21 protein-coding genes and 1 other RNA gene are annotated in these 24,348 nt (G+C 42.7%); 8 read left to right on the forward strand and 14 right to left on the reverse strand.

What is annotated here, in order from left to right; translation table 11 throughout:
* Window positions 1–73: 73 nt before the first annotated feature.
* From Q0R52_RS21875 to Q0R52_RS21890, 4 genes are all read left to right on the forward strand, one after another.
* Window positions 74–1,207, forward strand: coding sequence for a family 20 glycosylhydrolase (locus Q0R52_RS21875; protein WP_295798542.1), 1,134 nt, complete (start codon window positions 74–76; stop codon window positions 1,205–1,207).
* A 236-nt stretch (window positions 1,208–1,443) separates the two neighbouring features.
* On the forward strand, window positions 1,444–1,878 hold the full coding sequence (locus tag Q0R52_RS21880) for a hypothetical protein (RefSeq protein ID WP_295798545.1): 435 nt from the start codon (window positions 1,444–1,446) through the stop codon (window positions 1,876–1,878).
* A 1-nt stretch (window position 1,879) separates the two neighbouring features.
* On the forward strand, window positions 1,880–2,839 hold the full coding sequence (locus tag Q0R52_RS21885) for an MBOAT family protein (RefSeq protein ID WP_295798546.1): 960 nt from the start codon (window positions 1,880–1,882) through the stop codon (window positions 2,837–2,839).
* Between the two features lie 64 nt (window positions 2,840–2,903).
* The gene (locus tag Q0R52_RS21890) at window positions 2,904–4,130 is read left to right on the forward strand and encodes a dicarboxylate/amino acid:cation symporter (protein ID WP_295798549.1); all 1,227 of its coding nucleotides are present in this window, start codon (window positions 2,904–2,906) and stop codon (window positions 4,128–4,130) included.
* A 253-nt stretch (window positions 4,131–4,383) separates the two neighbouring features.
* On the opposite strand, the gene Q0R52_RS21895 is transcribed toward Q0R52_RS21890, so the two are convergent.
* From Q0R52_RS21895 to Q0R52_RS21950, 12 genes are all read right to left on the reverse strand, one after another.
* Window positions 4,384–6,912, reverse strand: coding sequence for a glycosyl hydrolase (locus tag Q0R52_RS21895; RefSeq protein WP_295798550.1), 2,529 nt, complete (start codon window positions 6,910–6,912; stop codon window positions 4,384–4,386).
* Between the two features lie 289 nt (window positions 6,913–7,201).
* Entirely contained in the window at window positions 7,202–9,097 is a 1,896-nt protein-coding gene (locus Q0R52_RS21900) for a PAS domain-containing sensor histidine kinase (RefSeq protein ID WP_366520932.1), read from the reverse strand.
* Window positions 9,094–10,206 (reverse strand): PAS domain S-box protein, encoded by a 1,113-nt coding sequence (locus Q0R52_RS21905; protein ID WP_295798552.1) that lies wholly within the window; start codon window positions 10,204–10,206, stop codon window positions 9,094–9,096. Before Q0R52_RS21905 ends, Q0R52_RS21900 begins: the two co-directional genes overlap by 4 nt.
* Before the next feature lie 251 nt (window positions 10,207–10,457).
* Entirely contained in the window at window positions 10,458–10,802 is a 345-nt protein-coding gene (locus tag Q0R52_RS21910) for a hypothetical protein (RefSeq protein WP_295798554.1), read from the reverse strand.
* A complete protein-coding gene (locus tag Q0R52_RS21915; RefSeq protein WP_295798555.1) occupies window positions 10,751–11,626 on the reverse strand; it encodes a DUF5009 domain-containing protein in 876 nt (291 codons plus the stop codon). Before Q0R52_RS21915 ends, Q0R52_RS21910 begins: the two co-directional genes overlap by 52 nt.
* A 209-nt stretch (window positions 11,627–11,835) precedes the next feature.
* A complete protein-coding gene (locus tag Q0R52_RS21920; RefSeq protein WP_295798557.1) occupies window positions 11,836–13,212 on the reverse strand; it encodes a sigma-54 dependent transcriptional regulator in 1,377 nt (458 codons plus the stop codon).
* Window positions 13,213–13,497: 285 nt separating this feature from the next.
* Window positions 13,498–13,893: RNase P RNA component class A (rnpB, locus tag Q0R52_RS21925), an RNA gene on the reverse strand.
* A 20-nt stretch (window positions 13,894–13,913) separates the two neighbouring features.
* Window positions 13,914–14,372, reverse strand: coding sequence for a hypothetical protein (locus Q0R52_RS21930; protein WP_295798560.1), 459 nt, complete (start codon window positions 14,370–14,372; stop codon window positions 13,914–13,916).
* Window positions 14,373–14,404: 32 nt separating this feature from the next.
* On the reverse strand, window positions 14,405–14,821 hold the full coding sequence (locus Q0R52_RS21935; RefSeq protein WP_295798562.1) for a cytochrome c: 417 nt from the start codon (window positions 14,819–14,821) through the stop codon (window positions 14,405–14,407).
* The gene (locus tag Q0R52_RS21940) at window positions 14,818–15,471 is read right to left on the reverse strand and encodes an SCO family protein (RefSeq protein ID WP_295798564.1); all 654 of its coding nucleotides are present in this window, start codon (window positions 15,469–15,471) and stop codon (window positions 14,818–14,820) included. Before Q0R52_RS21940 ends, Q0R52_RS21935 begins: the two co-directional genes overlap by 4 nt.
* The gene (locus Q0R52_RS21945) at window positions 15,468–15,875 is read right to left on the reverse strand and encodes a hypothetical protein (RefSeq protein ID WP_295798567.1); all 408 of its coding nucleotides are present in this window, start codon (window positions 15,873–15,875) and stop codon (window positions 15,468–15,470) included. Before Q0R52_RS21945 ends, Q0R52_RS21940 begins: the two co-directional genes overlap by 4 nt.
* Before the next feature lie 45 nt (window positions 15,876–15,920).
* Window positions 15,921–16,391 carry a DinB family protein gene (locus tag Q0R52_RS21950; protein WP_295798569.1) on the reverse strand — a complete coding sequence of 157 codons (471 nt, stop codon included), beginning with the start codon at window positions 16,389–16,391 and terminating at the stop codon, window positions 15,921–15,923.
* 293 nt (window positions 16,392–16,684) lie between these two features.
* On the opposite strand from Q0R52_RS21950, the gene Q0R52_RS21955 reads away from it, so the two are divergent.
* Window positions 16,685–18,043: a GH1 family beta-glucosidase gene (locus Q0R52_RS21955; RefSeq protein WP_295798571.1), complete on the forward strand. Its 1,359-nt coding sequence runs from the start codon at window positions 16,685–16,687 to the stop codon at window positions 18,041–18,043.
* A gap of 15 nt (window positions 18,044–18,058) precedes the next feature.
* On the opposite strand, the gene Q0R52_RS21960 is transcribed toward Q0R52_RS21955, so the two are convergent.
* A complete protein-coding gene (locus Q0R52_RS21960; protein ID WP_295798572.1) occupies window positions 18,059–20,197 on the reverse strand; it encodes an ATP-binding protein in 2,139 nt (712 codons plus the stop codon).
* A 92-nt stretch (window positions 20,198–20,289) separates the two neighbouring features.
* The gene (locus tag Q0R52_RS21965) at window positions 20,290–21,471 is read right to left on the reverse strand and encodes an acyl-CoA dehydrogenase family protein (RefSeq protein ID WP_295798574.1); all 1,182 of its coding nucleotides are present in this window, start codon (window positions 21,469–21,471) and stop codon (window positions 20,290–20,292) included.
* Window positions 21,472–21,826: 355 nt separating this feature from the next.
* Here Q0R52_RS21965 and folB point away from each other — a divergent pair, with 355 nt between their 5' ends.
* The 3 genes from folB (at window position 21,827) to Q0R52_RS21980 (ending at window position 24,338) form a co-directional block, all read left to right on the forward strand.
* The gene (folB, locus tag Q0R52_RS21970) at window positions 21,827–22,177 is read left to right on the forward strand and encodes a dihydroneopterin aldolase (protein ID WP_295798575.1); all 351 of its coding nucleotides are present in this window, start codon (window positions 21,827–21,829) and stop codon (window positions 22,175–22,177) included.
* The gene (locus Q0R52_RS21975; protein ID WP_295798577.1) at window positions 22,174–23,580 is read left to right on the forward strand and encodes an FAD-linked oxidase C-terminal domain-containing protein; all 1,407 of its coding nucleotides are present in this window, start codon (window positions 22,174–22,176) and stop codon (window positions 23,578–23,580) included. Before folB ends, Q0R52_RS21975 begins: the two co-directional genes overlap by 4 nt.
* 125 nt (window positions 23,581–23,705) lie before the next feature.
* Window positions 23,706–24,338 (forward strand): MgtC/SapB family protein, encoded by a 633-nt coding sequence (locus Q0R52_RS21980; RefSeq protein ID WP_295798579.1) that lies wholly within the window; start codon window positions 23,706–23,708, stop codon window positions 24,336–24,338.
* Window positions 24,339–24,348: the final 10 nt, after the last annotated feature.

Consider the following 24,348-nt stretch of genomic DNA (forward strand, 5'->3'; position numbering starts at 1 on the left):
TAGGGATTTTCACTATCAAAACGAAGTATTTACTTTTACCTTAGTTTCCGGTTATCTTAAAGCCTTCAATCCAATGAAAAATCCTAAATATCTATTGCTGTTATTAGCAAACCTGTTTGCTTTCAGCCTGTTTGCCAAACCCGGTGCCGATAGCCTTTACAGTGTAAAAGGCTTTGCCATAGCTGCCCCGCGACCAAATGGCGTGGCCGATTTTGTGAAGTTTATAAATGAAGAACTGGCACCGCGCAAGATAAATACATTAATACTGCGCGTGGATTATAATTACCAGTTTAAAAGCCACCCGGAATTGCGGGATTCTGTCGCTCTTTCAAAAAGTGATGTCAAGAAAATAGTTGAGGCGTGTAAAAAGAATAACATCAGCATAATACCACAGATAAACCTTTTAGGGCACCAATCTTGGGCGGCTAAATTAGGTAGTTTGTTGAAGGTTTATCCCGAGTTTGATGAAACCCCATGGGTAAAAATGCCGGCCACGGCAGCCGAATATAAATGGCCAAATGCCGATGGCCTGTATTGCAAAAGCTATTGCCCGTTGCACCCGGGGGTGCATAAGGTTGTTTTCGAGGTAATAGACGAGGTACTGGATGTATTTGAAGCAAGTGCTTTCCACGCCGGTATGGATGAAGTATTTTATTTGGGCGATGATAAGTGCCCGCGTTGTGCAGGTCGGGATAAAGCGGTGTTGTTTGCCAACGAAGTACAAACCATCCGCGACCATCTTGCCGAAAAAGGCCGCGAGCTCTGGATTTGGGGCGATCGCCTGATTGACGGCCGCACAACCGGCATAGGGGAGTGGGCTGCAAGCTACAACGATACCTATAAGGCGATAGAATTGATCCCCCGGGATGTGGTAATTTGCGACTGGCAATACGACCGCGACAACCAAACCGCCGTTTATTTCGCTATGAAAGGCCTGCGCGTAGTAACCTGCGCCTGGAATCGTCCGCAGGTAGCACTGAGCCAGGTGGAAAACTACTACCGCGCAAGGGCGACATCAGGCAAGGAACTTAAACCACGTTTTTACGGGATGGCTGAAACTATATGGTCGTCGCCGAGCCAGTTTTTGGATGGCTATTATGGCCGCGTTGCTAACCCGCAGGGCGGTGACAATACGCCGTGGAATACATTTAAGGTTATGTTTGATAAGATGGGGCAGTTGGAGCAGCAGGCGCCGGCAACTAAGTAATATCTGAACGTCACCGTTCCCGCAGGGTCTGTCAGAGACGACCCTGCGGTGGATGCCTATCAGGGTGTGAAATAATCAGGCTTCATTTCAATTAAACAAATTCCCGTTAGCCACAACGGTAAAGCAAGGGCGTAGTATGCAGACCCTAGGAAAGATAACTAATTTATATTTCAATAGATATTGAAAGTTCAATATATTTATTACATTTGTATCGAAATTTAACCTCATCAATACAAATGGAACTCAGCAAAACAATTATTCAACAACTCATTTACCTCGCCGGTCTTGCTCAAGTGGCGTTGATTATTGGTAGCTTGTTTATTCCAAAAGTACTTGGTTGGAAAAAAGAACTTGTAAAAGTTCAGCCATTAATTAAACAGATGTTTTGGACGTATGCCGCTTATATTCTCGTCATAAACCTTTGTTTCGGCTTACTTTCTATGTTCGATTACAGGGAGCTAACCAACGGCTCAAACCTTGCAATAATTATTAACGGATTTATCGCCGCTTATTGGGTGTCACGGGTTTTAATCCAATTCTTTTATTTCGACAGGTCTAACTTTCCCGCGGGAAAATTGAACAAGCTGGCCGAAGTAGTTTTAGTATTATTATTTATTTCGCTCAGTGCGGTTTACGGTCTTGCGTTTTATTTTAATCTTCATCAAAACTAGCATGGAACTTATACTGCATATTGTTTATTTCGGGCTGATAAATTTAGCAGTAGCTTTCGTTGGCTACGCGTTAATTAAGCGGGGGGTGATTTGGCAGAGCTGGCTATTACTGGTCGTTAGTATTTTTGCCGTTTATCTTATCTTTCTGCGCGATTATCCTATTGCCCGGATGCTATCGCTAATTGCGCTAACATTTACCGCTATGAAAGTTATCGCGGTAGCAGAAAGTTATAAAGGCAAAAAGCTCAAGCTTACTTTTAAACAATGGTTTGTTTTTGCCACAGGCTGGGCAGGTATGCGGGCCGAACCTTTTGAAACACTTGGCGCAAAGGCGCTTCCCAACGCCTGGGCGATGATCAGGTTTGGAGTTAGTCGAATGGCAATGGGAGGGGTGCTTATCCTGTTAGCCCATTTAATTGTTTCTTTTCATTTTAACCAGGATCTGACTTATACTATTGTTAGCATAATGTTGCTCGTCGGTCTAAGCTTGATCTTACATTTTGGTTTGTTAAGCGTTAGCGCCGGCTCATGGAGGTTATCAGGTGTCAATACTTATTTCTTGTTCAAACAACCTGCGCATGCTTTAAGCCTCGCTGAATTTTGGAGCAAACGCTGGAATTTAGCTTTTACCGAAATGACCTCGATCGCCATTTTTCGCCCGCTGCGTAAAAAGACAGGTCCGGTAATCGCCTTAATGCTGGCCTTTATATTCTCAGGCTTGCTACATGAGCTGGCTTTGAGCGTTCCGGTTAACCATGGTTACGGCCTGCCGCTTTTATATTTTATAATCCAGGGTTTATTGGTTTTAGTTGAAAAAGCCCTGGCCAGTCGCAATGTTTTGTTTTTAAACAATAAAATCGTGGCTCATGCCTGGGTTTTCTTTTGGCTGGTTGCGCCGGCACCTTTGCTGTTCCACACACAGTTTATCAAACAGATTGTATGGCCTTTGTCAGGTTTATAACAACAATAATATAGCGCTTAACATTTTTTAATAATATAACTATCTTACCACCCAAAACCATCGTATGGCTAATTGGGTAAAAAATTATAGCGGCATGTTTTTGCTGATAGGCGGGATCCTCATCGGTAGCCTTGCTGGTATCCTGCTCGGTAAGCAAGCCGAAGTGCTTAAGCCTATCGGCGATATATTTTTAAACCTGCTATTTGTTGCAGTTATCCCATTGGTATTTTTTGCTATCTCATCGGCTATTGCCAACCTGCACGGTAACCAAAAACTAAACCGGATAATGATAATTATGACGCTGGTTTTTTTGGGTACAGTGCTTATTGCTGCGCTGGTGACCATTGTGGCAGTCACTATTTTTCCGGTTCACCAGCAGGCTGTATTGAGCGCTGCGGCGGCAAATCACACAGATAAAGCCCTTTCGGGCGACCAAATTACCCAACTATTCACTACCGGCGAGTTTTACCAGTTACTATCGCGCAAAAACATGCTGGCCATGATCATATTCGCCATTTTAATTGGCTTCGGCACTTTAAATGCAGGCGAGAAAGGCGCCGACTTCCGCAGGTTTCTAAATTCGGGTATCGAGGTATTTAAAAATGTATTTGTACTCATTATGAAACTTGGGCCCATCGGCCTTGGTGCATATTTTGCTTACCAGGTTGCTGTATTCGGGCCCTCGCTGTTTGGCACTTATGCGCATACGATGGGTATCGGCTATGGGGTAAGCATTTTTTATTATGCAGTATTCTTTAGCATTTATGCCTTTATTGCTGGCGGAGTTAAAGGCGTAAAAAAATATTGGCGCAATAATATTATTCCGTCGGCTACAGCCGTGGGTACGTGTAGCAGCATAGCGACCATCCCGGCCAATCTCGACGGGGCAAAAAAGATGGGCGTATCTGATATAATTGCCGGCATAACCATCCCCTTAGGCGGCACTTTACATAAAGATGGTTCTAGCATCTCCTCTATCTTGAAAATGGCGGCTGTATTCGCGATGTTCGGCAAAAGTTTTAACAGTCCTGACGTTATCCTGCTTGCCTTGGGCATGACAGTACTGGTAAGCATTGTTGAGGGCGGCATACCCAACGGCGGTTATGTTGGCGAGTTGTTGTTTATTTCAGCCTATGGTTTTCCACCTGAAGCATTACCTCCGGCCATTATCATCGGCACATTGATCGACCCGGTTGCTACCTTGCTAAATGCCACCGGTGATACTGTCGCCGCAATGATGATTAACCGGTTTGCTGATAAAGAAAGTAGGGTGGCGGGAGAAACTGCTTAATTACCCCAAAAGTGGAACACGCTGATTATAAACAAATTACAGAATTGCATCCAAAAAGCAAAAATTCCGTAACTATTGATTATCAGATAGTTGCATTTAAGTAGAATTTAAATATTCTGATAATCAGCATGTTCCATACCGTTCGGGGTGTTCCGCTGTGAAAATGGAACGCTTAGCCGGCATTTGGTCTCTGAAAAAAGCCAATTACCCGATATGCTGGGAGGCGCAAAGTATTGCGTCTCTATAAAATATCTTAAAACGCGTCTTCCTCAATCTTCACCGGCCCCAGTAATCCCGAAGGCGACAACTTCGATTTACTATCAAAATAATTCCAGGTGGTAAAACAATATCTTCCTTTTGAGGGACGGGGCTCATTTTTCAAAAACCAATCAGGGAACTCCTTAAGGTATTGGCCGCTGTTGTACATATACATATTGGGCAGCCACTTCATATCTGCCGGTTCCTGCTCGTCACCGATAAGCCTGTTTGCCCAAACGTTTGTGACTTCAATTTTTATTTCGTTTGCAGTTCCCAGCATTGTAGTTGGGATAGCAATTCGCCACGGCGCAGTCCATACCACGCCTGCATCCTTATTGTTTATAAATACCCTGGCAATACAATTAACCGTGCCCAGGTTAATGTATACGGTATGGTTAAGTTTTGCGAGTTCGTCTTTAGGGATATTGAACGTTTTGGAGTAAACGGCAGTACCGCTGTAATATTTAATCCCCTTGTCTGCATTTGCAGCCCAGTCGGTCAGTTCGTCAAATTTTACAGCGGTGGCCGGCCCGCCCCAGGCCGCATCGAATTTAACTATCCACGGGCCATCCAGGCTAAGCACCGGTTTGCTTGCAGTAAAGTTTGCCTTTTGGATAAAACCCAGCTTCACAAACGGTTTCCTGAAAACTATAAAAAAGCTTTGTGCATCGTCGAATTTTAAGGTGATACTGGTTTTGCCATCTTTTTGGGTGAATTCATTTAAATCGCGCATTGTGCCGGCAACAGGGTCCCACAACTCGGGCTGCATTCCTGCTACGTTAAAAGTGCAATCGACATTGCCGGGGTAATGAGAGGTATTTGCTACAAAATAAACATCGGTGGTATTTTCTTTCCGGTGGATTTCTTTAATCACGATATCCATATTACCCAGGTGCACGCCAAAATCATTCAGAGTATTTGGCATATAATGCCCCCATTGCAGTATGGCAGAGCAGCGTTGCAGGTAATTAACCATGGCCTTTGCAGGTTTCCACCAGGTTTGGGTACGGTCGAAATGCGTGCCCCATTGCCCCATGGCGTTACCGGGTTTGTATTTATCGTCCCAGGGCTGCTCAACAAAACGGTGTATTACTATTTTATTGATGCCGGCACAAAAGGCTTCATCGCCAACCGGCTTTAACCATGCAGGTGTTTCGCTCCATTTACTATCGGCAGGCTGGCCGGTAAAGGCCTCGGCTGCCAATATATTTTGGTTCGATCTCCTTAACGAGGCAATCACTCCATCCAGTTCGTAAGGCGCAAAAGTACCATCATGGGTCCAGAACTCGCCCATCACATTCGAAACCAGCGGCACTACTTCGTCAGATCTCCATGGGCCGCCATAGGGCTCAGATTGAAAATTCAGGCCGGCGGCTTTAAGTTTTTTGGCGATGGTGATATAATATACATCGCGGTAAAGGTCCTGCACCGTGTTATTAAAATCATTCCTGAAACGATCGGTTTGTTCCCGGCCTTCTACGGTTCGGCCGGCGAATGTAGCGAGGTAAGGCAATATGTCATAACCCCGGCGCGCTGCGAACTCTTCACGCATTTTCGGCGTCCAGGTGGCATCGTTTTCTTCGTAACTGTCGAAATAAACATGGTCAACAGTATTGCCCACCAAAGGGCCGAGGTGCTTTTTTATTTCGCCTATCACATGGTCCATGTGGAATTCAACGGCTTTGGGGCTCATTTTATCACATTCAAAACCTGCGGCCTGCCATTGCGCGGGCTGTACGGCTGCACCCATGGTGGTGTGGCCAAAGCGATAAATTACCCAGTTGCCTTCGGGTGCATCCCACTCAAGTTTGCCATCGGGCGTCATCAATGGGGTGAGGTCGATGATAGAACTTTTAAAAACAGTATCTTTTGCCGGCATGGCCAACACTGCAATGTCTTTATAATAGGTTTTACGCTCCGGTATTTCGGGCATTTCTATTTTGCCATTTTTGGCATTGTAAGTCGGGAACCGGGCATTGGAGCGCGGGTCGACTTTTGGTCTGTCCAACTCTATTTTTTGTTTACCACTATTGCCGCTAATCCTTTTCTGCGACCAGCTCAGTTGCTGCATTGAAAGTTCGGGTGTTATCCAAACACCGCCGCTCGTGGCATAGCCCGCACCGTTGAACAAGCCCATGGTCATCCCCAATCGTTTCGACTCATTGGCAGCGTGTTTCACCAATGCCCACCAGGGCTCGGTCCATGCAATTACATCGGGTGTTGGATCTTTATCTACTGGGGCGCCCCATGGGTTGGTTACATCGGCAAGGCCGAGCATGGTGGTATTGTTAAAGCCTTCTTCCTTTAAAGCTTCCAGGTCTTTGGTGATCCCTGCTTTGCTCACATTGGCGCCCATCCACATCCACAAAACGCCTGGCTTTGCCGATTCCGGCGGATGTAAAAAAAGTTGTTCGGGGCTATTTGCCGGTGGTTTTACAAGATTCTTTTTATTGAGCTGAGCTATTGCGGTAAAAGCGATACATAGTAATAAGGGGAGTGTGGCAGCTGTTTTTCGAAAGTTCATCGTGCTTTACTAAGGTTATTGCATATATAATGATTAATAACCTGATAAGGAATTGTTTTATGTATTAATAATGTTATTTGTATGCAATATTTCACTGTTTCCGGCATCTTTTATGGTGCTTAACCAACGCTGAAAAGTGAAAACAAACAAACAGACAGACATTCCTTTACTATACAATTGTTCTTGATCAGTATTTGTTGGTGATGCTTTTAAACGGCAGAATGAGTTTTTGGAAGGTTTGGGTTACCTAACAAGGCGACCAGTTAAGTAAATGTAATATTCAATTATTTTAAGCTGTTTGTAACTGTGCCTGCGGAAACTCGATTATAAATTCCGTGCCTTTGTTGAGCTCACTTTGAAGACGGATGGTACCCCCAAGACTTTCCACCTGCATTTTAACCATAAACAGCCCTATACCTTTACCCTCTACACTGGTATCAAACCGTTTGTAAAGGCCAAATAATTCATTTGCATACTTTAAAGTGTCAATGCCGCGGCCATTGTCTTTATATATAATCTGAATTTTGCCATTTTCCGACTTTGCGTTAATATTAATCATCGGATCTGTTCCGGGCTTGCGGTATTTTATACTATTGAGTATAAGATTGTAAAAAATACTGTGTATAAAGCTCTTTACCGATAGCATTTCGGTTACCTCCCCAAAATCAAAAGCTATGGATGCGTGCTCCTTTTCCACCATGTGCCTGATGCTGAATTTTATATCTTCGATAAGTTTAGGCAGCGAAATTTGCTGTATGTTCTCGTTAATATCCTCGTTAATCTGCAAAATTTGATTAAGATCTAATATTACATTATCTAATTTGTTAGCCGATCTGCTAATACTTTTTATCACTTCGGGAAGTTCATCGCTTTCAATACCAGCATTGGAAATGAGTGACGATAAGCCAATTATATTGGCAACCGGCGCCCGTAAATTGTGCGAAATGATATAGGTAAATTGTTCAAGCGCCTTGTTCCGTTGTATTAAATCGGCTGTTATTTTTTCACGTTCAGTTTCTAATTTCTTTTTTTCAGTAATATCTCTAACCGTAAAAATATGGCCAAAATCCTGCATCTTGTTGTCTTTTATTCCAGCCCAGGTCAAATCAAACCATTTAACAACACCATTGGTTTCACGGCTTAATTGATAGTTAACGCCGGTTCCATTTTTGGTTTTATTTAGAATATCCGATACCAGCGATTTCCTGTTCTCATCAACGCAATCTAAAATGGGATAACCTTCTTTAATGACAATATTGCTTTGTTCATTCATGAACTTTTTGGCGAGGGTATTGAACGAAATAATATTACCCCCGGTGTCAATCAACAGGCAGGCCATATCCGTATTATTAAAAACTGTACGCAGGCTTGCTTCAGACTTCCGGATGGCCATCTCGTCTGTTATTTGCTTCGTGATATCACGGGCAGTGCATGAAAGGCCGATAACGGCATCATTTTCCCATATTGGGTTGATGGAAAAAGTAATGAATGTTGCTGCCCCGGTAATTTGGAATCCTTTTGTAAATTGGATGCTTTTACCAGATAGCGCGCGGATATACATTCTTTCCCATTCAAGCGCCTGTTCCGGGTCTGATTCCTTTAAAAAATCAAGGACACTATCACCTGGCTCAAGTTCTACATTATAAGCCTCTATCACCTTCTCTGTAAATAATTTATTAAAGGTAATGAACCTCAATTCGGTGTCTACTGAATAGATGCTGGCATCGGAGTTCTCTATAATAGCGGTTAAATTTGCTGCCGATTTTTTGATTGCCGCCTCATCTAGCTTCTGTCGTGTAATATCGCGCGAAAAGCAAGATAATCCAATTACTTTGCCCGACTCCCATATGGGGTTAACAGAATAGCTCAGGTAAATAATTGCTCCGCCAAAAGGGTATTCATTTACAAATTGTACCGTTTCGCCATCAAATGCTTTGTTGTATATACCCATCCATTTTTCAGCAACTTCCGGCGGAAGGCCATTAAGTAGCGTCAGCGTGTTTGTTTCATAATCCAAATCGAAATTATAAACAAGCTTCATTGCATTTTTGAAGGGCTGATTATAGGTTATAAAATCAAAATTCCTATCTATTGAGTAAACAAGGTCACTGGTGTTTTCAATTATGGCTGATATGTTTGCCCGTGACCTTAGGATCTCGTCCTGGTCTTTTTTTCGCTGCGTTATGCTGTTAACATGCCGAGCTTTCCGAGATACTTTCCATCTGTATCAAAAAGGCCGTTCGTAACCACAAGGCAAAAAATTTGCTCGCCGCTTTTCGTTATAAATGCCGATTCATGTGTCTCTGTTATCCCCAATTGCTGCTTCTCAAATCTTGCAAGCGTTGCAAGTTTTTCTTTTTCGTCTTTAAAATCGTAATTATGTTTTCCCACAATTTCTTCAGCAGTGTATCCGAGCATGTCACACATCTTTTTATTAACAAAAACCGTTAGCAGGTTTTCGTCAATTATCCAAATGCCTTCCTGCGCTGTTTCAACTATTTGACGGTACCTGCTTTCGCTGGCTTTCAATGCTTCTTCCACTATTTTATCCTGTGTAATATTGCGTGAAACTCCGTCAATACGTATTAATATTCCCTCTTCATTATGTATTGGGGAAATTTTACTTTCTATCCATCGGATGCTTTTATCTTTATGAATAATGCGGTATTTGCCGGTAACATGGTCGCCATTTCGCAGTCGTTTCACAAAATCAGCCAACATCGCGCTATCTTCAGGGCGACAGACTTTAGCATATAAATCCGGGTCCGAGAGAAACTCGGCTGAACTGTATCCATATATACTTTCGCACCCAGTCGATATTTGGATCATTTTGGATCCGGCAATGTCTCGCGAAAAGTAGACTTCGTCGTCTGTATTTCTGCTTAAATCGTAACCATCTATTTTTTTGGCTTTGTGCTTTTTTATCGCACCCAAAATTGCGCCGGGTAAAATGTCAATCTGCTCCTTCGAAATATAGTCACTTGCGCCATATTTCATTATGTTCACAATGCTGGCGATGGGGTCGATAAGTGGTGGAGTTGCTACCACAACTACCGGGATATTAAAGCCCGATTGTTTTAATAATGTTAATGCTTCGATGCTATTTAATGACCGCAGCGCATCGTCGGATATAATGATATCCGGAGCGAAGTTTTTTAAACCATCTAAATAAGCTTCCCCGTTGCTTACAGTAAGTACTTCGCAATCGATACCAGCCTGATTAATAATATTATCCGCCAATGCAGCATCGCCGCTAACGTATTCGAGGTATAGGATTTTAATTTTTTTATTCACGAAACTAACGAGTTAATAAGGGTTTTCGTTCCGCGACCGGGTATGCTATAATAGTGCCATCGGTTTTAATTATTTGATAATCAATTAAATGTAACTGAATCTTATTTTTTGTTTCTGGAAAATGGATGCTGTGTTCCATGTTTTGGAACAATAACAAATAACTAAGGCGCCCCGGGTTGAGAACCTGAAACGCCTTAGCCAGTTAATTCTTGTGGTTTGATAAATTACCAGTTGGTAATCTTAATTATTATTTAAACCCTCAAAAACGTCTTCTTCTCATGCAAATAATACAAAAATACCCACTTAATCAACACAAACGTTATCGCCATTAGCACAGCTCCATAGGGCTCGCCGGCTAGCTGGCCCAGCCATTTAAAAAAGCCCTCGTTGGTGTAATTCCAGTTTATAAAGTGACCCGACATGTATATCAGGATGGAGTTCATGCCTATCACCCGGAAAAAAAATGTCCATTTTTTATAGCCTTTTACATCAATGATAAAATAGAATAACGACATCAGCAACAAACTTATGCCGCCAACCAGCATCACAAATGAGCTTGACCACAGGTTTTTGTTGATGGGGAATCGAAATTCCAAATCAAAGCAACCAGTATAAATACGACACCAGCTATTGCCAGCCGCGAGGTTTTTGCCATTTGAGACAGCTTTTTACTTTTTAACGTTAAGCCTGCCATAATACCAAGCAAGCCGGTGCTTATTGCAGGTATGGTTGAACATAGTCCTTCCGGGTCATGCATATTTGGCCGGCCATCGGGATATGGTACATATAAGTGGCCTGGCAACACGATTCTGTCTATGTATGATGCAAAGTTTCCCTGTGGCGTCAGGTCGCCAACGTGGAATCCAGGTGCGGCTGTAAATTTAAGCAGCAGATAGTACCCTATAATAAAGAAAAAGAACCAGAATATCAGTGCATATTCCCGTGCATACAGGTAAATGATGTTGGCAAACATATAGGCCAGGCCGATGCGTCCAAGCACGCTCCCGAACCTGATTTCGGCAATCGGCCTTATTTGAAGGCCATTATTAGCTATTATTCCTAAAAGCACCAGGATAAAACCACGTTTTATAACCCGCCAAAGCAACTGTTCGCGCGATTTACCTTTCTCCAACTCGCGACCAACAGAAAATGGCGTGGATACGCCAGCCATAAATAAAAACAGCGGAAAAATCAGGTCATAAGCATGAAATCCGTTCCAATCAGGGTGAGTAAATTGGTTTGCCATGGCATTCCAAAACGGCGATTGGCCGTGGGTAGCAGTTTTCATGGTGTACCAAATTTCGTCGGCACCCATAATCCAAAACATGTCAAAACCCCGAAGGGCGTCTAATGAGAATAAGCGGGTAGGGGCAGCGTCAAAATCGTCTGCCGGTTGTTGTGTGGTTACTGAATGAGCCATTCGGTTTAAATAATTGGGTTAGTAACCGAAAGGTAGTTTTTTTTGGGAGAAAAGCAAAAAATTGGTTGAATATGTTGATTGAGTTGGATTGGCTTGAGTAAGTTCGGGTAGAGTTTACCAAGTTGATTGAGTTGGATTAGGTTGATAGCGTTGGTTTCTGGTATGAAACCTAATCAACTTAATCCAACTCAATCAACCTTTAAATTAACCTATTCCCCCCTTTTTAACCCAAATTTCTCAATTTTGCTGTATAGGTGACTGCGCTGAATATCGATATCGTCGGCAGTTTTTGATACGTTCCAGTTATTTTTTTCCAGTTTGAACTTAATATACTCGCGTTCAGCAAAGTCTTTATATTCCTGGAAATTGGTAAACTGGTCGAAATCTGTCTGTGGTGCGGCGTTGCCAATGGATACTACGGCAGGCGACGATGGATTAGCAAATATTTTAACGTCGCTATCGGTAATCGTCCTGTCGCTTAAAATAATCAAACGCTCAATCATGTTACGCAGTTCGCGGATGTTACCCGTCCAGGGCAGTGCCTTAAGCGCTTCGAGGGCCGCCTCGGATATCTTTTTAACCGGCATGCCGTAATCGTTGCAGATTTCATCCAGGAAGCTTTGTGTTAATAATGGAATGTCATCCTTGCGGTCGGTAAGCGGCGGTACGTGTATCAGGATAACGCTTAACCGGTGGTAAAGGTCCATACGGAAATTACCGGCATCAATTTCTTTTAAAAGATCCTTATTTGTTGCAGCAACTACGCGTACATCCACATCTATCTCCTTTTCGCCGCCTACACGGGTTATTTTATTTTCCTGCAGGGCCCGCAACACTTTAGCCTGGGTTGATGGGCTCATATCGCCGATCTCATCCAAAAACAACGTACCGCCATTGGCGGATTCAAATTTGCCAATGCGCTGTTTTATGGCCGAAGTAAATGAACCTTTCTCGTGGCCAAATAGTTCGCTTTCAATTAATTCAGATGGTATGGCAGCGCAGTTAACCTCAATCAGGGGCGCATTTGAGCGGTTTGATTTTTCATGCAGCCAGCGCGCAACCAATTCTTTACCGCTGCCGTTAGCACCGGTAACCAACACTCTCGCATCGGTAGGGGCAACGCGCTCAATGGTTTCTTTTATTTTTTGTATGGCCTGCGATTCGCCCAAAATAGCGCGAACTTTTGATACCCGTCTTTTTAAGACTTTAGCTTCGGTTACTAAACTTCCGCGGTCTAACGCGTTGCGTACAGTAATCAGCAGGCGGTTAAGGTCGGGTGGTTTGGAAATAAAGTCGAACGCACCTTTCTTGCTGGCTTCTATTGCAGTTTCAACAGTACCATGGCCCGATATCATAATGAACGGCAAATCGGGTTTAATTGAAAGGCCTTCCGTAAGTACTTCCATACCGTCCATGCGGTTCATTTTGATGTCGCACAGCACCAGGTCGTAATCGTTTTTACGGATCAGCTCGAGCCCGTCAATGCCGTTGTCAACATCTTCAACTACATAGTCTTCATATTCAAGTATCTCTCGAAGCGTGCTGCGTATCGAACGCTCATCGTCAATTATTAAAATTTTAGCCATTAGTTATCAATAGTTTTTCGTTTTAGTGGTAAGATGTTACGAATATATGTAAATGTATAGAAAACCAAACACATTTTTGAACGAATGGTTTTTGTAAGATTGAAAAACTTGATTTGCGTCGGGAAAGTCTGGAAGTCCTAAAGACAAACGCGACGATACGACACCGAGTTTAGATTTGACAACCTTTTAAAATTTGCCAAATATCCTCCCATCAAAATCCTGTAAATCTTTTTAATCCTTAAATAGTGTTAAAAAAATAACCCCTCCCGTTACCGGAAGGGGTGTATCAGCAGCAAACCTGTAAGCCGGGTTCTGTTCCACTATTGCTAATGGTTTCTATCATTAATCTTGCCCTGCCATTGCTGACAGGTTCAATCAACCTACCCATCCCGGCAAATCACCTGTTTTGCAACAGGCGGATTAGGAAGCGAGCAGCTCCGCGTCCGGGACCTATTTGGTTTTTCAACTCCTGAGGTTTACCGCAATCCCGGTCGCCCGGAAAAGCCGTGAGCTCTTACCTCACGTTTTCACCCTTACCCCAACGAATCAAGGCGGTATATTTTCTGTGGCACTTGCTGTCGCCGGCTGCCGGCGCCTTCCCGTTAGGAAGCAGGATGCTCTGTGTTGCCCGGACTTTCCTCCGGCCACCCGAAAGTGACCAGCGATAGAACGTTTTGCACAACAAAGGTAGCAGATTTTAATTAAAGCTGTTTTAAATACGCTTCGGCCTTGTTTTGCAGCACGTTTTCCTGGATGCGATAGACAAGGAAAAAGAATATCAGTAGAGCTGGAAAAAATGCGGCAGTAATCCAGGTAGGTATGGGCTGTTTGCCAACCAATTGAAATATGGCAAATAATACCCAGGCCCCTAATGTCAAAATCAATTCAAACCTTCGTTTAGTTGTAAAAGTTACCGCTGTATTTTTGCCCACCTGGGTAAGTACCACCCGGGTTTGTATGCCATTAACCGCAGGCGGTTTGCCATTTTTAATTAATGTGCCTAACGAAAGGTCAGAGAGAAAGATAAATTCGAAGTTGGACAACCGGGTAACAGAGAAACCTGTTGGCGCAGAACGCGAAATATGATTGGTAACTGCCTGTATCGGAGTTTTTAACTCAAATACCCTTGTTAACGAAATTGGATTGAAGAAATTCGTCATTTGCTAATTGAAGACCATTAAGGTAGCGATAATTATTTACATTTAGCTAAATCAGTATTTACCCGGTCGGTATTTATAGTGCCAAGTTTGTTGCCGAAAGAATTGGTAACATAAGTAAGCACCTGCGCAATTTCAAGAGGGGAGAGCTTGCTGGCGGGCATTTCGCCTTCAAATTCCTTATTTAAAATCGTTATTTTTCCTTTTAAACCGCTGTTGAGCTGACAGGCAAGCGTGTTTTTATTATTTTTTAGGTAGATGGAATCGGTAAGTGACGGGATAAGCCCCTGCAAACCCTCACCTTTAGCTCCGTGGCAGTTTTGGCAATGTGCCTGGTAGACTACACTTCCATTGGAGTAGAAACGATTAAATTCAATCTGCCCGTCGTTTTGGCACGAGGCTGCGATAACAAGCATCGCCATGAATGCAAAAACGATGAGCCGTGTTTTCATTTTGCCGCTTTTTGGTCGGTTTCTGCCATCAGGATTTTGATATCGGCAGTCATCTTTTCTACTTCAGCAGGGTCTGTACCCTGGTAGGTGCCGCGAATTCGTTTTTGCTTATCAATCAGTATAAAAAAGCCATCATGCGTATAATTTTCCTGTGCGTTCTTTTCCTGTACAGCCACCAAATAGCTTTTGGCAATGGTGTATGTTGCGTCTTTGTTGCCATGCAGCAGCCACCAGGTATTACCGGCGATGCCCATTTTGTCAGCATATTTTTTTAGAACCGGTACAGTATCATATTTAGGATCGATACTATGCGACAGTATCCTGAAATCGGGGTTGTTTTTAAATTCGTTGTAAACCGGCAACATGTTGCGATGCATAACGGGGCAGATAGTAGGGCAGGTGGTAAAAAAGAAATCGGCCACGTAAATTTTGCCATTAAGGCTTTTTTCGGTTATGGTATCGCCGTATTGGTTTACAAACTTAAAGGCGGGTATGGTTTGGTAAACAGTATCGGTTACCTGCTTGCCGTCTACTGTTTTGGTAACAGGTTCCTTGTTGCCGTAAATAGGTAATGTTTTTGTAGCACTATCGTTAAACTTGCATCCGTAGCCCAGTAAAATAAGCGCAATTATGTAACCTGTGTTCTTCATTTTATTTTGACCGTTTTTAGGTAGATATTTGATTCTTTTACTGCTGTGTTCAGCTGCGAGTCGATGGCCATTATCAGCTTTTTTTGAGTGTTCATGTAAGTTATTACTTCGTCGTCCGATTTTCCTTTCTGCTCGTAATCAAATTTGTGCATCCAATCTTCCATAGCATCTTCTGAAGCGCTCATCTTTTTTACCAGCATCTCCGCCGAATCTTTTGCAGCTATTTTGTTTTGGGTTATCAAGGTATCCAGTTTCATGCGGTTGGCAATTACCTGTCCTTCAACCTCCATTACTTTTTCGTGCACTTTCATTACATCTTCCATAATGGCTTTTTTTTCGCCCTTGCGGTTTGAACAACTGTAAAGTAAAGAGCCTGTAAGTAATATTAATAACAGTTTTTTCATTTTATAGGTTTTATGCGGCCAAAAATAAGCAACACACAACACAGGTTAACTATTTATTTGTCGGATGTAAGCAATATAATCTGTATTTGGCAGTGTTTCGGCGCCATTAAACTTCAGCTGCTGGCCAATTTGCGCGCGGTGGTGAGTGCCGTGGTTAATTACGTGTGCTAAAATATCAACCAGTTTACTTTCCCAATTGTCGCCACGAAGATTTTGGTAGTATATTGTTTTGTCGAAATCGGCATCAGTAAAATCACCCAGGCATTTAATCCATGCCTCGTGGTTTTCTTTTATCTTTTCGCCAAACTCAGCGGCTTTTGTGCCGGGGCCAATCCAGAGTTCAACTACTGCCTGGGGTAATCCTTTACAACGGTTGAGCCATATTTGCTGTGCGGCTAAAATATGGGACATTAATTGTACTGCTTTTTCGGGCTCACCGGCCTTAATAATAGCATCTAAAATAATTTGGTTGGCATAAGCATCGAATTGAAACAGGCGGATAAAATAGGCTTTCATCCTGCAAAAATAAAAATATCGTAAACAGTAAAACAAATTGGTTTACAATGCTATTACCAGTTAACAATAACATAATACTAATAACATACCTGCTACATACCGGTTGCCTACCTTAGTTGTAAATAAATGCGCTTGTTATGAAACTGATAGTAAAATTTTCGAGGCTTTTTACCAATTTGCGTGAATGGATGTTTTTAAGAAGTATGAAATCTTCTTTTATTCACTAAACTATTTAACCAAAAATTTCTTTTATTTAATTGTATTGCACAATTTGGCTTTACAATAGTTAGTTAATGGGAAGCACTTCGCAGGATATATATATAAACAAACAGGTTTTTGGGGATGATTTTGTCTGGGGTGTTTCTGCTGCTGCTTTACAGATTGAGGGTGCGTTTGACGCGCACGGTAAAGGACAATCCATTTGGGACGTATTTTCCGCTAAAAAAGGAAAAATATTAAACGGCGATCTGCCACACACATCCTGCGACTTTTATAACGAATACAAGCAGGATATCGACATTGTTAAACAGCTGAACATTCCCTGTTTCAGATTTTCTATTTCATGGCCACGTATATTGCCCAACGGTTCAGGAGAAATAAACCAGGCCGGCATCGATTTTTATAACCGTGTTATTAATTACTGTATTGAACAAGGGGTTGAGCCCTGGTTAACCATTTATCATTGGGATTTGCCCCAAAACCTTGAAATAAAAGGTGGCTGGACAAACCGCGAAATTGTTGACTGGTTTACCAACTTTGCCACAGTTTGCGCCCAAAATTTTGGCGACCGCGTAAAACACTGGATGGTAATGAATGAGCCGGGAGTGTTTACCGGCGCAGGTTACTTCCTGGGCATACATGCTCCCGGCCGTACCGGGCTTAAAAACTTTTTACCCGCAATACATCATGCAGTTTTATGTATGGCTGCTGGGGGGAAGGTGTTGCGTGAACTGGTGCCCGGCGCGGAAATAGGTACAACATTTTCCTGCTCCTACATCGAGCCGCACACTGATAAGCCTAAAGATGTTGCTGCTGCCAAGCGGGTAGATGCGCTGCTTAACCGCTTGTTTATTGAGCCGGTATTAGGGCTTGGTTACCCAACCGAGGTTGCCGCGCTAAAAGGCATTGAAAAGTATAAACTGCCCGGCGATGAAGAACTGATGAAGTTTGATTTTGACTTTATTGGCGTACAAAATTATACCCGCGAAATTGTTAAAAATTCATTTTTTACGCCTTACGTAGGCGCATCGCTGGTGAAAGCAGAAAAAAGAGGCGTACCGTTAACAGATATGAAGTGGGAAGTTTATCCACCATCAATATACCAAATGCTTAAGCAGTTTAATGGCTATCCGCAAATAAAAAAAATCTACATAACAGAAAATGGTGCGGCTTTTCCCGACAATGTAACTGATGGTGAAGTTGACGATCCCCAGCGTGTTGCCTACCTGCAACAATACCTTGCCCAGGTTTTAAAAGCAAGAAATGAAGGTTTAAAGGTAAGCGGCTATTTTATCTGGACGCTGACTGATAATTTTGAATGGGCCGAGGGCTACCACCCGCGTTTTGGTTTGATATACGTTGATTTTGAAACCCAGCAGCGTATTATAAAAGGATCCGGCCATTGGTATGCTGATTTTTTGAGCGGGAATTAGTTGTTTTTGACAACCTTATGCGTAGGTTTCAACACTATTGCCCTTGTTTTGCGCAACCGGTGATTTGCTTTGCATTAGCCTAGGCAGGCTTATATAGAAAGTAGTTCCGGTTTTGCCATCACTTTCAAACCAAATTTTACCATCGTGGTTCTCAATAATTTGTTTGCTTATAGAGAGGCCCAGCCCGAATGATTTTTCGCCCGAAGTGCCCGGCCGTTTTGCTTCGGTAAACATATTGAAAACCTTGTCCTGCACGTTCGCAGGTATGCCAATGCCCGAATCTTGTACCGATATTTTTAACTCATTTTTATGGACGATAGCTTTAACAACAATGGTTTCGCCCGGTGCACTGAATTTAATGGCATTACTAATTAAATTGCCTATAACCCGCCATATTTTTTCGCGGCTTATCAGCAGCTCCTCGGGCTGTTCAAGCTGCTCGAGTTTAATCTTCTGACCTTTTTCAGCGGCTTTAAAACGTAATAGTTCAACACTTTTACTCAGCAGCGAATTAATGTCGACCAACTCTTTTTTTAACTGGCTGGTGCCGCTGTTTGTAACTTCCAGTATTTCGTTTATCAATTCCAGTGAATTATTCGAGGTTTCTTTTATCAGTGTAATAAGTTCCTTCTGCTCATCATTAAATTCATCATCCATCATCACCTGCGTTAACGATGCTATGCCTCCAATTGGGTTTCTTAAATCGTGGGCTACGGTGCGCAATATTCGGTCCTTCTCCTGGCTGCTTTGTTTTAGTTCATCAAGCGTAACTTCCAGGTCGTTTTTCTGGCTGCTTATTTGGGTGTTCAAATTCCGCACAACCTGGATATCGATCTTCGATTTTTTCCAGTTACGATACACCAGCGCTACAATTATAGTTGCCAAAACAGCACAGATAACAGCCAGGTATATGTAAATCAACTGAACCTTGTTGTTGTCCTTTAGGTTTTCAATCTGGTATTGTTTATCGTAGTTGGCTTGTTGCTGGTTTACATCAGTCTCTTTTAACGAACTTGCCCGTTTAGTAATCGAGTCCTTTAGCGAATTGTATTTTTCAAGGTGTGTAAATGCCTTTGAAAAATCGCCGGTTTGTACATAATATTTGCTCATCAGTAAATACCAGCTGGTTTCAGCTTCTTCGTTTTTTACGGTATCGAGCTGTCTGCGCAAATCGGCAAATAAAGCCGCTAATGGCTGATATTGCCGATTGCTAAAGTATAGTTTACCGAGGTTTATTTCCACCAGTTGGGCATTCATAAAATCGTTCGATTTCTTAAGATTTATATCGATGCTCTTTTTTAATAGTAGGTCAGCTTGCTCGTGTTGGCCGGTTAGCATCGCAATTTCGCCCTGGTTGCCGTAAGTAACCGCGCGCGCCACATTAATAAGCCTTGTTTGATCGGGGCCGGTATATTTGCCGCTATTTGCGTCGATATACTCAAGCGTTTTATTAAAATAAACAGCAGCACTATCTAAATTGCCATTGTTTTTAAAGCTTTCACCCACATTATCAAGCAATTCCTGCCGCTGATAAAAAGCCGTAAAACTTTCTTTGTAGGACAGACTTAGCCTGTAGCTTTCCTTAAAATACCTGGCTGCCTCGGCGTAATGGGTCTGTTTAAACATTACCATACCCATCCGATAGGTGTATTCAGCCAGTATTTCGTTCTTCAGGTTGTTTTTGCCCATAAAATAGCCCTGGTAATAACACTGATAGGCAAGGCTATATTGCGAAAGACTGAAGTAGGCATCGCCCTTCGCAAAGTTTGCTTCGGCGTAGTTGCTAACGTTTTGCTTGCTGTTAACACTTTTTTTGGCCATCATCAGCATGCTGTCGGCATATACGAGGGCTTTTTTAGGTTGATTGATGCCTTTTTTGTAGTACAAAAATTTGAAACCGTAATACCGGAAAATATCGTTGACGAAAGGGTCTTTGATTTTGTGATAAGCCGAGTCTATGAACTGCTGCTCCTGCTGAAGTGTGTGATGGTGTATGGGTTTTGCCAGGTCGGCAGTAAAAGCTTTGAACGGCTCAGAGTAGTCGCCCGTATCAGCATCTTTTTTGGCACAGGAAAATAGCAGGCAAAAAATAGCCGGTACAAGTAATAGCTTGTTAATCAGGGAGTTTTTATTAATTACAGGTAAGGGCACCATTAACCAATATGTAAGTACAAATATACACCTCGCCCCCAAAAGGGGTGAGATTTACTTCCGGTTAAACGGTTTTTTTAGATTAAGGTTGCCTTTTATTTAAAAGCCTCCAATCCGGTTACATCCATGCCGGTTATAAGTAAATGTATGTCATGTGTTCCCTCGTAAGTCACTACCGATTCGAGGTTCATCATATGCCTCATTATCGGGTATTCGCCGGTTATGCCCATGCCACCCAGCATCTGGCGGGCGTCGCGGGCGATATTTAATGCAGTTTCTACGCTGTTACGTTTGCTCATTGATATTTGAGCAGGAGTAGCCCTGTTCTCGTTCTTCAATGTTCCCAAACGCCAAACCAATAATTGCCCTTTTGTTATTTCGGTAATCATTTCAGCCAGCTTTTTTTGCTGCAGCTGAAATCCGCCTATAGCCTTACCAAATTGCTTGCGTTCTTTTGAATAACGCAAGGCGGTATCATAACAATCCATGGCGGCGCCCAGGGCACCCCAGGCTATACCATAACGTGCCTGGTTAAGGCAGCCAAGTGGCCCTTTTAAGCCAGAAACGTTAGGCAACAGGTTTTCTTTTGGTATTTTAACGTTATCAAAAACCAGTTCGCCGGTTGATGATGCCCTTAAAGACCATTTATTATGTGTTTCAGGGGTGGTAAAGCCTTCCATTCCACGTTCAACAATTAAGCCATGTATTTTTCCGGCTTCGTTTTTAGCCCACACAATGGCAATATCAGCAAATGGTGAGTTCGATATCCACATTTTAGCGCCATTTAAAACGTAATGGTCGCCGGCATCTTTAAAGTTCGTAGTCATACCCCCCGGATCAGAACCCTGGTCGGGTTCAGTTAGGCCAAAGCACCCCATCAGCTCGCCGGTAGCTAGTTTTGGAAGGTATTTTTGTTTTTGTTCTTCTGATCCATATGCATAAATAGGATACATAACCAACGAGCCCTGTACAGAAGCAGTAGAACGGATACCCGAATCGCCGCGCTCAATTTCCTGCATAATGATGCCGTAGGCCATGTAATCAAGCCCGGCGCCGCCATACTCAACAGGTATCGTTGGGCCGAAGGCGCCTATTTCGCCAAGACCTTTGATCAGGTGTTTAGGGAATTCGGCACGCTGCGCGTAATCTTCAATAATAGGGCTTACTTCTTTTTTAACCCAATCGCGCACGCTGGCACGTATCAGTTTATGCTCTTCGGAGAGTAATTCATCAGCTAAATAATAATCAGGCGATTCGTAGATATCTTTTTTAGACATATGCTTAGTGTATAATTGGTGGGCAAAGATATAGCATTTAAAGTGGACTTATTTAATCCAAAAATGCTGTTTTTAGATACCAAAAGCCACTTTATGTCAAAAACTATGTTTAAATAGTTTAAACATAGTTTTTTTGAAAATGTCTACCTGAAATATTTTTACATCAATGCTAAAATTATTCAATCACCGCTTTCATCTAATGCTGCATTAAGATACGATGTGGATTAGAACAAACTATCAGCACACATAGATAGCCATCTGTGCCACGGGAGTTCATTTGCTGATGATGCACTTAGTTGATTAATCCAACTCTTAAACCAACTTTTAAACCAACAAAATCTGCTACTTTTGAAACATGATAACCATTTCCCTGCATGGCGCCGAGTTTTTTGCTTTTCATGGCTTTTATCCCGAAGAACAAAAACTTGGCTGCAAATTTATTGTTGATGTTGATGTGAGTTTTACGCCCCCTGGCGATATTAAAGCAGATAAGATCAGCAATACTGTTGATTATGAACGGGTTTATACGATCACCGAAGAGCAAATGAAAAGGACTACCAAATTGATCGAAACCGTTGCGCAATCAATTGCAGACGAAATAAAGCGACAATTTTCATTTGCTGACACGATTCGCGTGTCTATTAAAAAAATGAACCCGCCTTTAAAGGGCAAGGTAGCATATTCCAATATAGTTATAACTGTATGACGTTCAATAAAATATCCGAAAGCATCCTTGCCGAAATTAAGGCTATTATCGGCGATGCTGATGTTATAACCGGTCATGCCGAACTTGAAAAATACAGCCACGACGAAACCGAGGATTTGCATTTTTATCCGGAGGTTGTTGCCCGGCCAAAATCACCCGAAGAAGTTTCGGCATTGATGAAGTTGTGTAATGAAAACTTAATCCCGGTAACCCCACGCGGGGCAGGTACAGGCTTAAGCGGCGGGGCATTGGCAATTTTGGGTGGTTTGTTAATTTCAATGGAACGCTTTAACAAGGTACTGCAAATTGACGAGCAAAATCTGCAGGCCACAGTTGAGCCGGGGGTGATTACCGAAATTTTTATGGATTTGGTGGCGCAAAAAGGTCTTTTATACCCTGTAGACCCCGCCAGTAAGGGCAGTTGTTTTATAGGCGGCAACGTATCGCATGGTTCCGGTGGCCCCCGGGTAGTTAAATACGGCACCATACGCGAATATGTTCTAAACCTTGAGGTGGTATTACCCTCCGGCGAAATTATCTGGACAGGCGCTAATACATTGAAATACGCGTCGGGTTACAACCTTACCCAATTGATGATAGGCTCGGAAGGGACGTTGGGTATTATTACCAAAATCGTCGTAAAGCTCATCCCACGGCCAACTTTGGATGCATTACTGCTGGCCTCGTTCAGTAGTAACGAGGCCGGGTGCGCCGCCGTGTCGGGTATCTTTAGGGCAGGGGTAGTGCCATCGGCGTTGGAATTTATGGAGCGAAGAGGGGTAGAGTGGGTCAATGAAAATGACGGCCTTGCGTTTGACTTAAAGGACGGTGTTGAAGCCTTTTTACTGATTGAAGTTGACGGTACCAACCAGGATGTGATTTTTGCCGATTGCGAAAAAATAAACCAGGTACTGGAAGAATTCGGCTGTACGGAAGTGTTGTTTGCCGATACATCCGCCCAGAAAGAAGAAATTTGGCGTATGCGGCGGACGATGGCTGTATCGGTAAAATCAAACTCTATCTATAAGGAAGAAGACTGCGTTGTGCCGCGCGCCAGCCTGCCACAACTAATTAAAGGTATAAAACAAGCAGGCAACAAATATGGCTTTGAATCAGTGTGTTATGGCCATGCAGGTGATGGGAACGTACACGTAAATATCATTAAAGGCCAAATGAGCGACGAGGACTGGAATACGAAATTGAAGGATGGCATTCGTGAAATATTTGAATTAACTGTCGCCTTAGGCGGAACACTATCCGGCGAACACGGGATAGGGTTGGTACAAAAGGAATTTATGCCCATAAAATACAGCGAGGTACATTTCGCCCTATGGCGGGGCATAAAGCAGGTGTTTGATAAAAATGGTATATTAAACCCGGGAAAAATCTTTAACACGATTTAAGGATTTGCAGGATTTACAAGATTTTGCAATTTGATCTCCTTCAAGTTAATCGTTTTATCTCTTTACTCGTCTTAGAAAATCGTACATTACAATCCTGTAAATCTATTTAATTCTTTAATCGTGTCATGTCGGCATTGGAATTTAACATAACTGATCACGACCTCATCAAAATAGCCATAGCTGTTATTTGCGGCGGTCTGCTGGGTTTGGAGCGGCAGTATAAAAATAAAACGGCAGGCTTTCGCACCATTATATTAATTTGTCTTGGTTCCGCTATTTATACAATGGTAGCGCAGCGTGACGGGGTTGGTGTTAACATTAACATTGTTACTGGTATTGGTTTTATTGGTGCTGGTGTAATTTTTAAAGATAGCTTCACCGTTAGCGGTTTAACTACAGCCTCAGTTATCTGGATATCTGCCGCCATAGGCATGGCCGCTGGCTCAGGCAATTACACATTAGCGCTGATATGCACGGTTATAACGCTAATGGTCCTATTGTTTTTCAACCTGCTCGAAAGGTATATTGACAAGGTTCACCGGGATAAACTTTTCACGATAGTTTTTTCCGATGCCAACTACCAGAACCTGGATATAGTTGAAGGTATAGTAACCACGCTAAGGTTAAAATCAAGGCGTGTTCATATTTCAAAAAAAGACGGCTGCTTGCAGGCAGCCATATTAGTTACCGGGCATCGCCAGTATATTAATCAGCTTGATGATAAGCTGCTCCAAATGGAAAAAGTGAAGTCGTTTTAAACACCAGATG

The sequence above is a fragment of the Mucilaginibacter sp. genome (assembly GCF_025359345.1).
In the GTDB taxonomy this organism is placed as follows: domain Bacteria; phylum Bacteroidota; class Bacteroidia; order Sphingobacteriales; family Sphingobacteriaceae; genus Mucilaginibacter.

Coding starts and splice junctions, on each gene's coding strand:
- Q0R52_RS21875 (WP_295798542.1), top strand. CDS start 74: ATGAAAAATCCTAAATATCTATTGCTGTTATTAGCAAACCTGTTTGCT.
- Q0R52_RS21880 (WP_295798545.1), top strand. CDS start 1,444: ATGGAACTCAGCAAAACAATTATTCAACAACTCATTTACCTCGCCGGT.
- Q0R52_RS21885 (WP_295798546.1), top strand. CDS start 1,880: ATGGAACTTATACTGCATATTGTTTATTTCGGGCTGATAAATTTAGCA.
- Q0R52_RS21890 (WP_295798549.1), top strand. CDS start 2,904: ATGGCTAATTGGGTAAAAAATTATAGCGGCATGTTTTTGCTGATAGGC.
- Q0R52_RS21895 (WP_295798550.1), bottom strand. CDS start 6,912: ATGAACTTTCGAAAAACAGCTGCCACACTCCCCTTATTACTATGTATC.
- Q0R52_RS21915 (WP_295798555.1), bottom strand. CDS start 11,626: ATGGCTCATTCAGTAACCACACAACAACCGGCAGACGATTTTGACGCT.
- Q0R52_RS21920 (WP_295798557.1), bottom strand. CDS start 13,212: ATGGCTAAAATTTTAATAATTGACGATGAGCGTTCGATACGCAGCACG.
- Q0R52_RS21930 (WP_295798560.1), bottom strand. CDS start 14,372: ATGACGAATTTCTTCAATCCAATTTCGTTAACAAGGGTATTTGAGTTA.
- Q0R52_RS21935 (WP_295798562.1), bottom strand. CDS start 14,821: ATGAAAACACGGCTCATCGTTTTTGCATTCATGGCGATGCTTGTTATC.
- Q0R52_RS21940 (WP_295798564.1), bottom strand. CDS start 15,471: ATGAAGAACACAGGTTACATAATTGCGCTTATTTTACTGGGCTACGGA.
- Q0R52_RS21945 (WP_295798567.1), bottom strand. CDS start 15,875: ATGAAAAAACTGTTATTAATATTACTTACAGGCTCTTTACTTTACAGT.
- Q0R52_RS21950 (WP_295798569.1), bottom strand. CDS start 16,391: ATGAAAGCCTATTTTATCCGCCTGTTTCAATTCGATGCTTATGCCAAC.
- Q0R52_RS21955 (WP_295798571.1), top strand. CDS start 16,685: ATGGGAAGCACTTCGCAGGATATATATATAAACAAACAGGTTTTTGGG.
- Q0R52_RS21960 (WP_295798572.1), bottom strand. CDS start 20,197: ATGGTGCCCTTACCTGTAATTAATAAAAACTCCCTGATTAACAAGCTA.
- Q0R52_RS21965 (WP_295798574.1), bottom strand. CDS start 21,471: ATGTCTAAAAAAGATATCTACGAATCGCCTGATTATTATTTAGCTGAT.
- folB (WP_295798575.1), top strand. CDS start 21,827: ATGATAACCATTTCCCTGCATGGCGCCGAGTTTTTTGCTTTTCATGGC.
- Q0R52_RS21975 (WP_295798577.1), top strand. CDS start 22,174: ATGACGTTCAATAAAATATCCGAAAGCATCCTTGCCGAAATTAAGGCT.
- Q0R52_RS21980 (WP_295798579.1), top strand. CDS start 23,706: ATGTCGGCATTGGAATTTAACATAACTGATCACGACCTCATCAAAATA.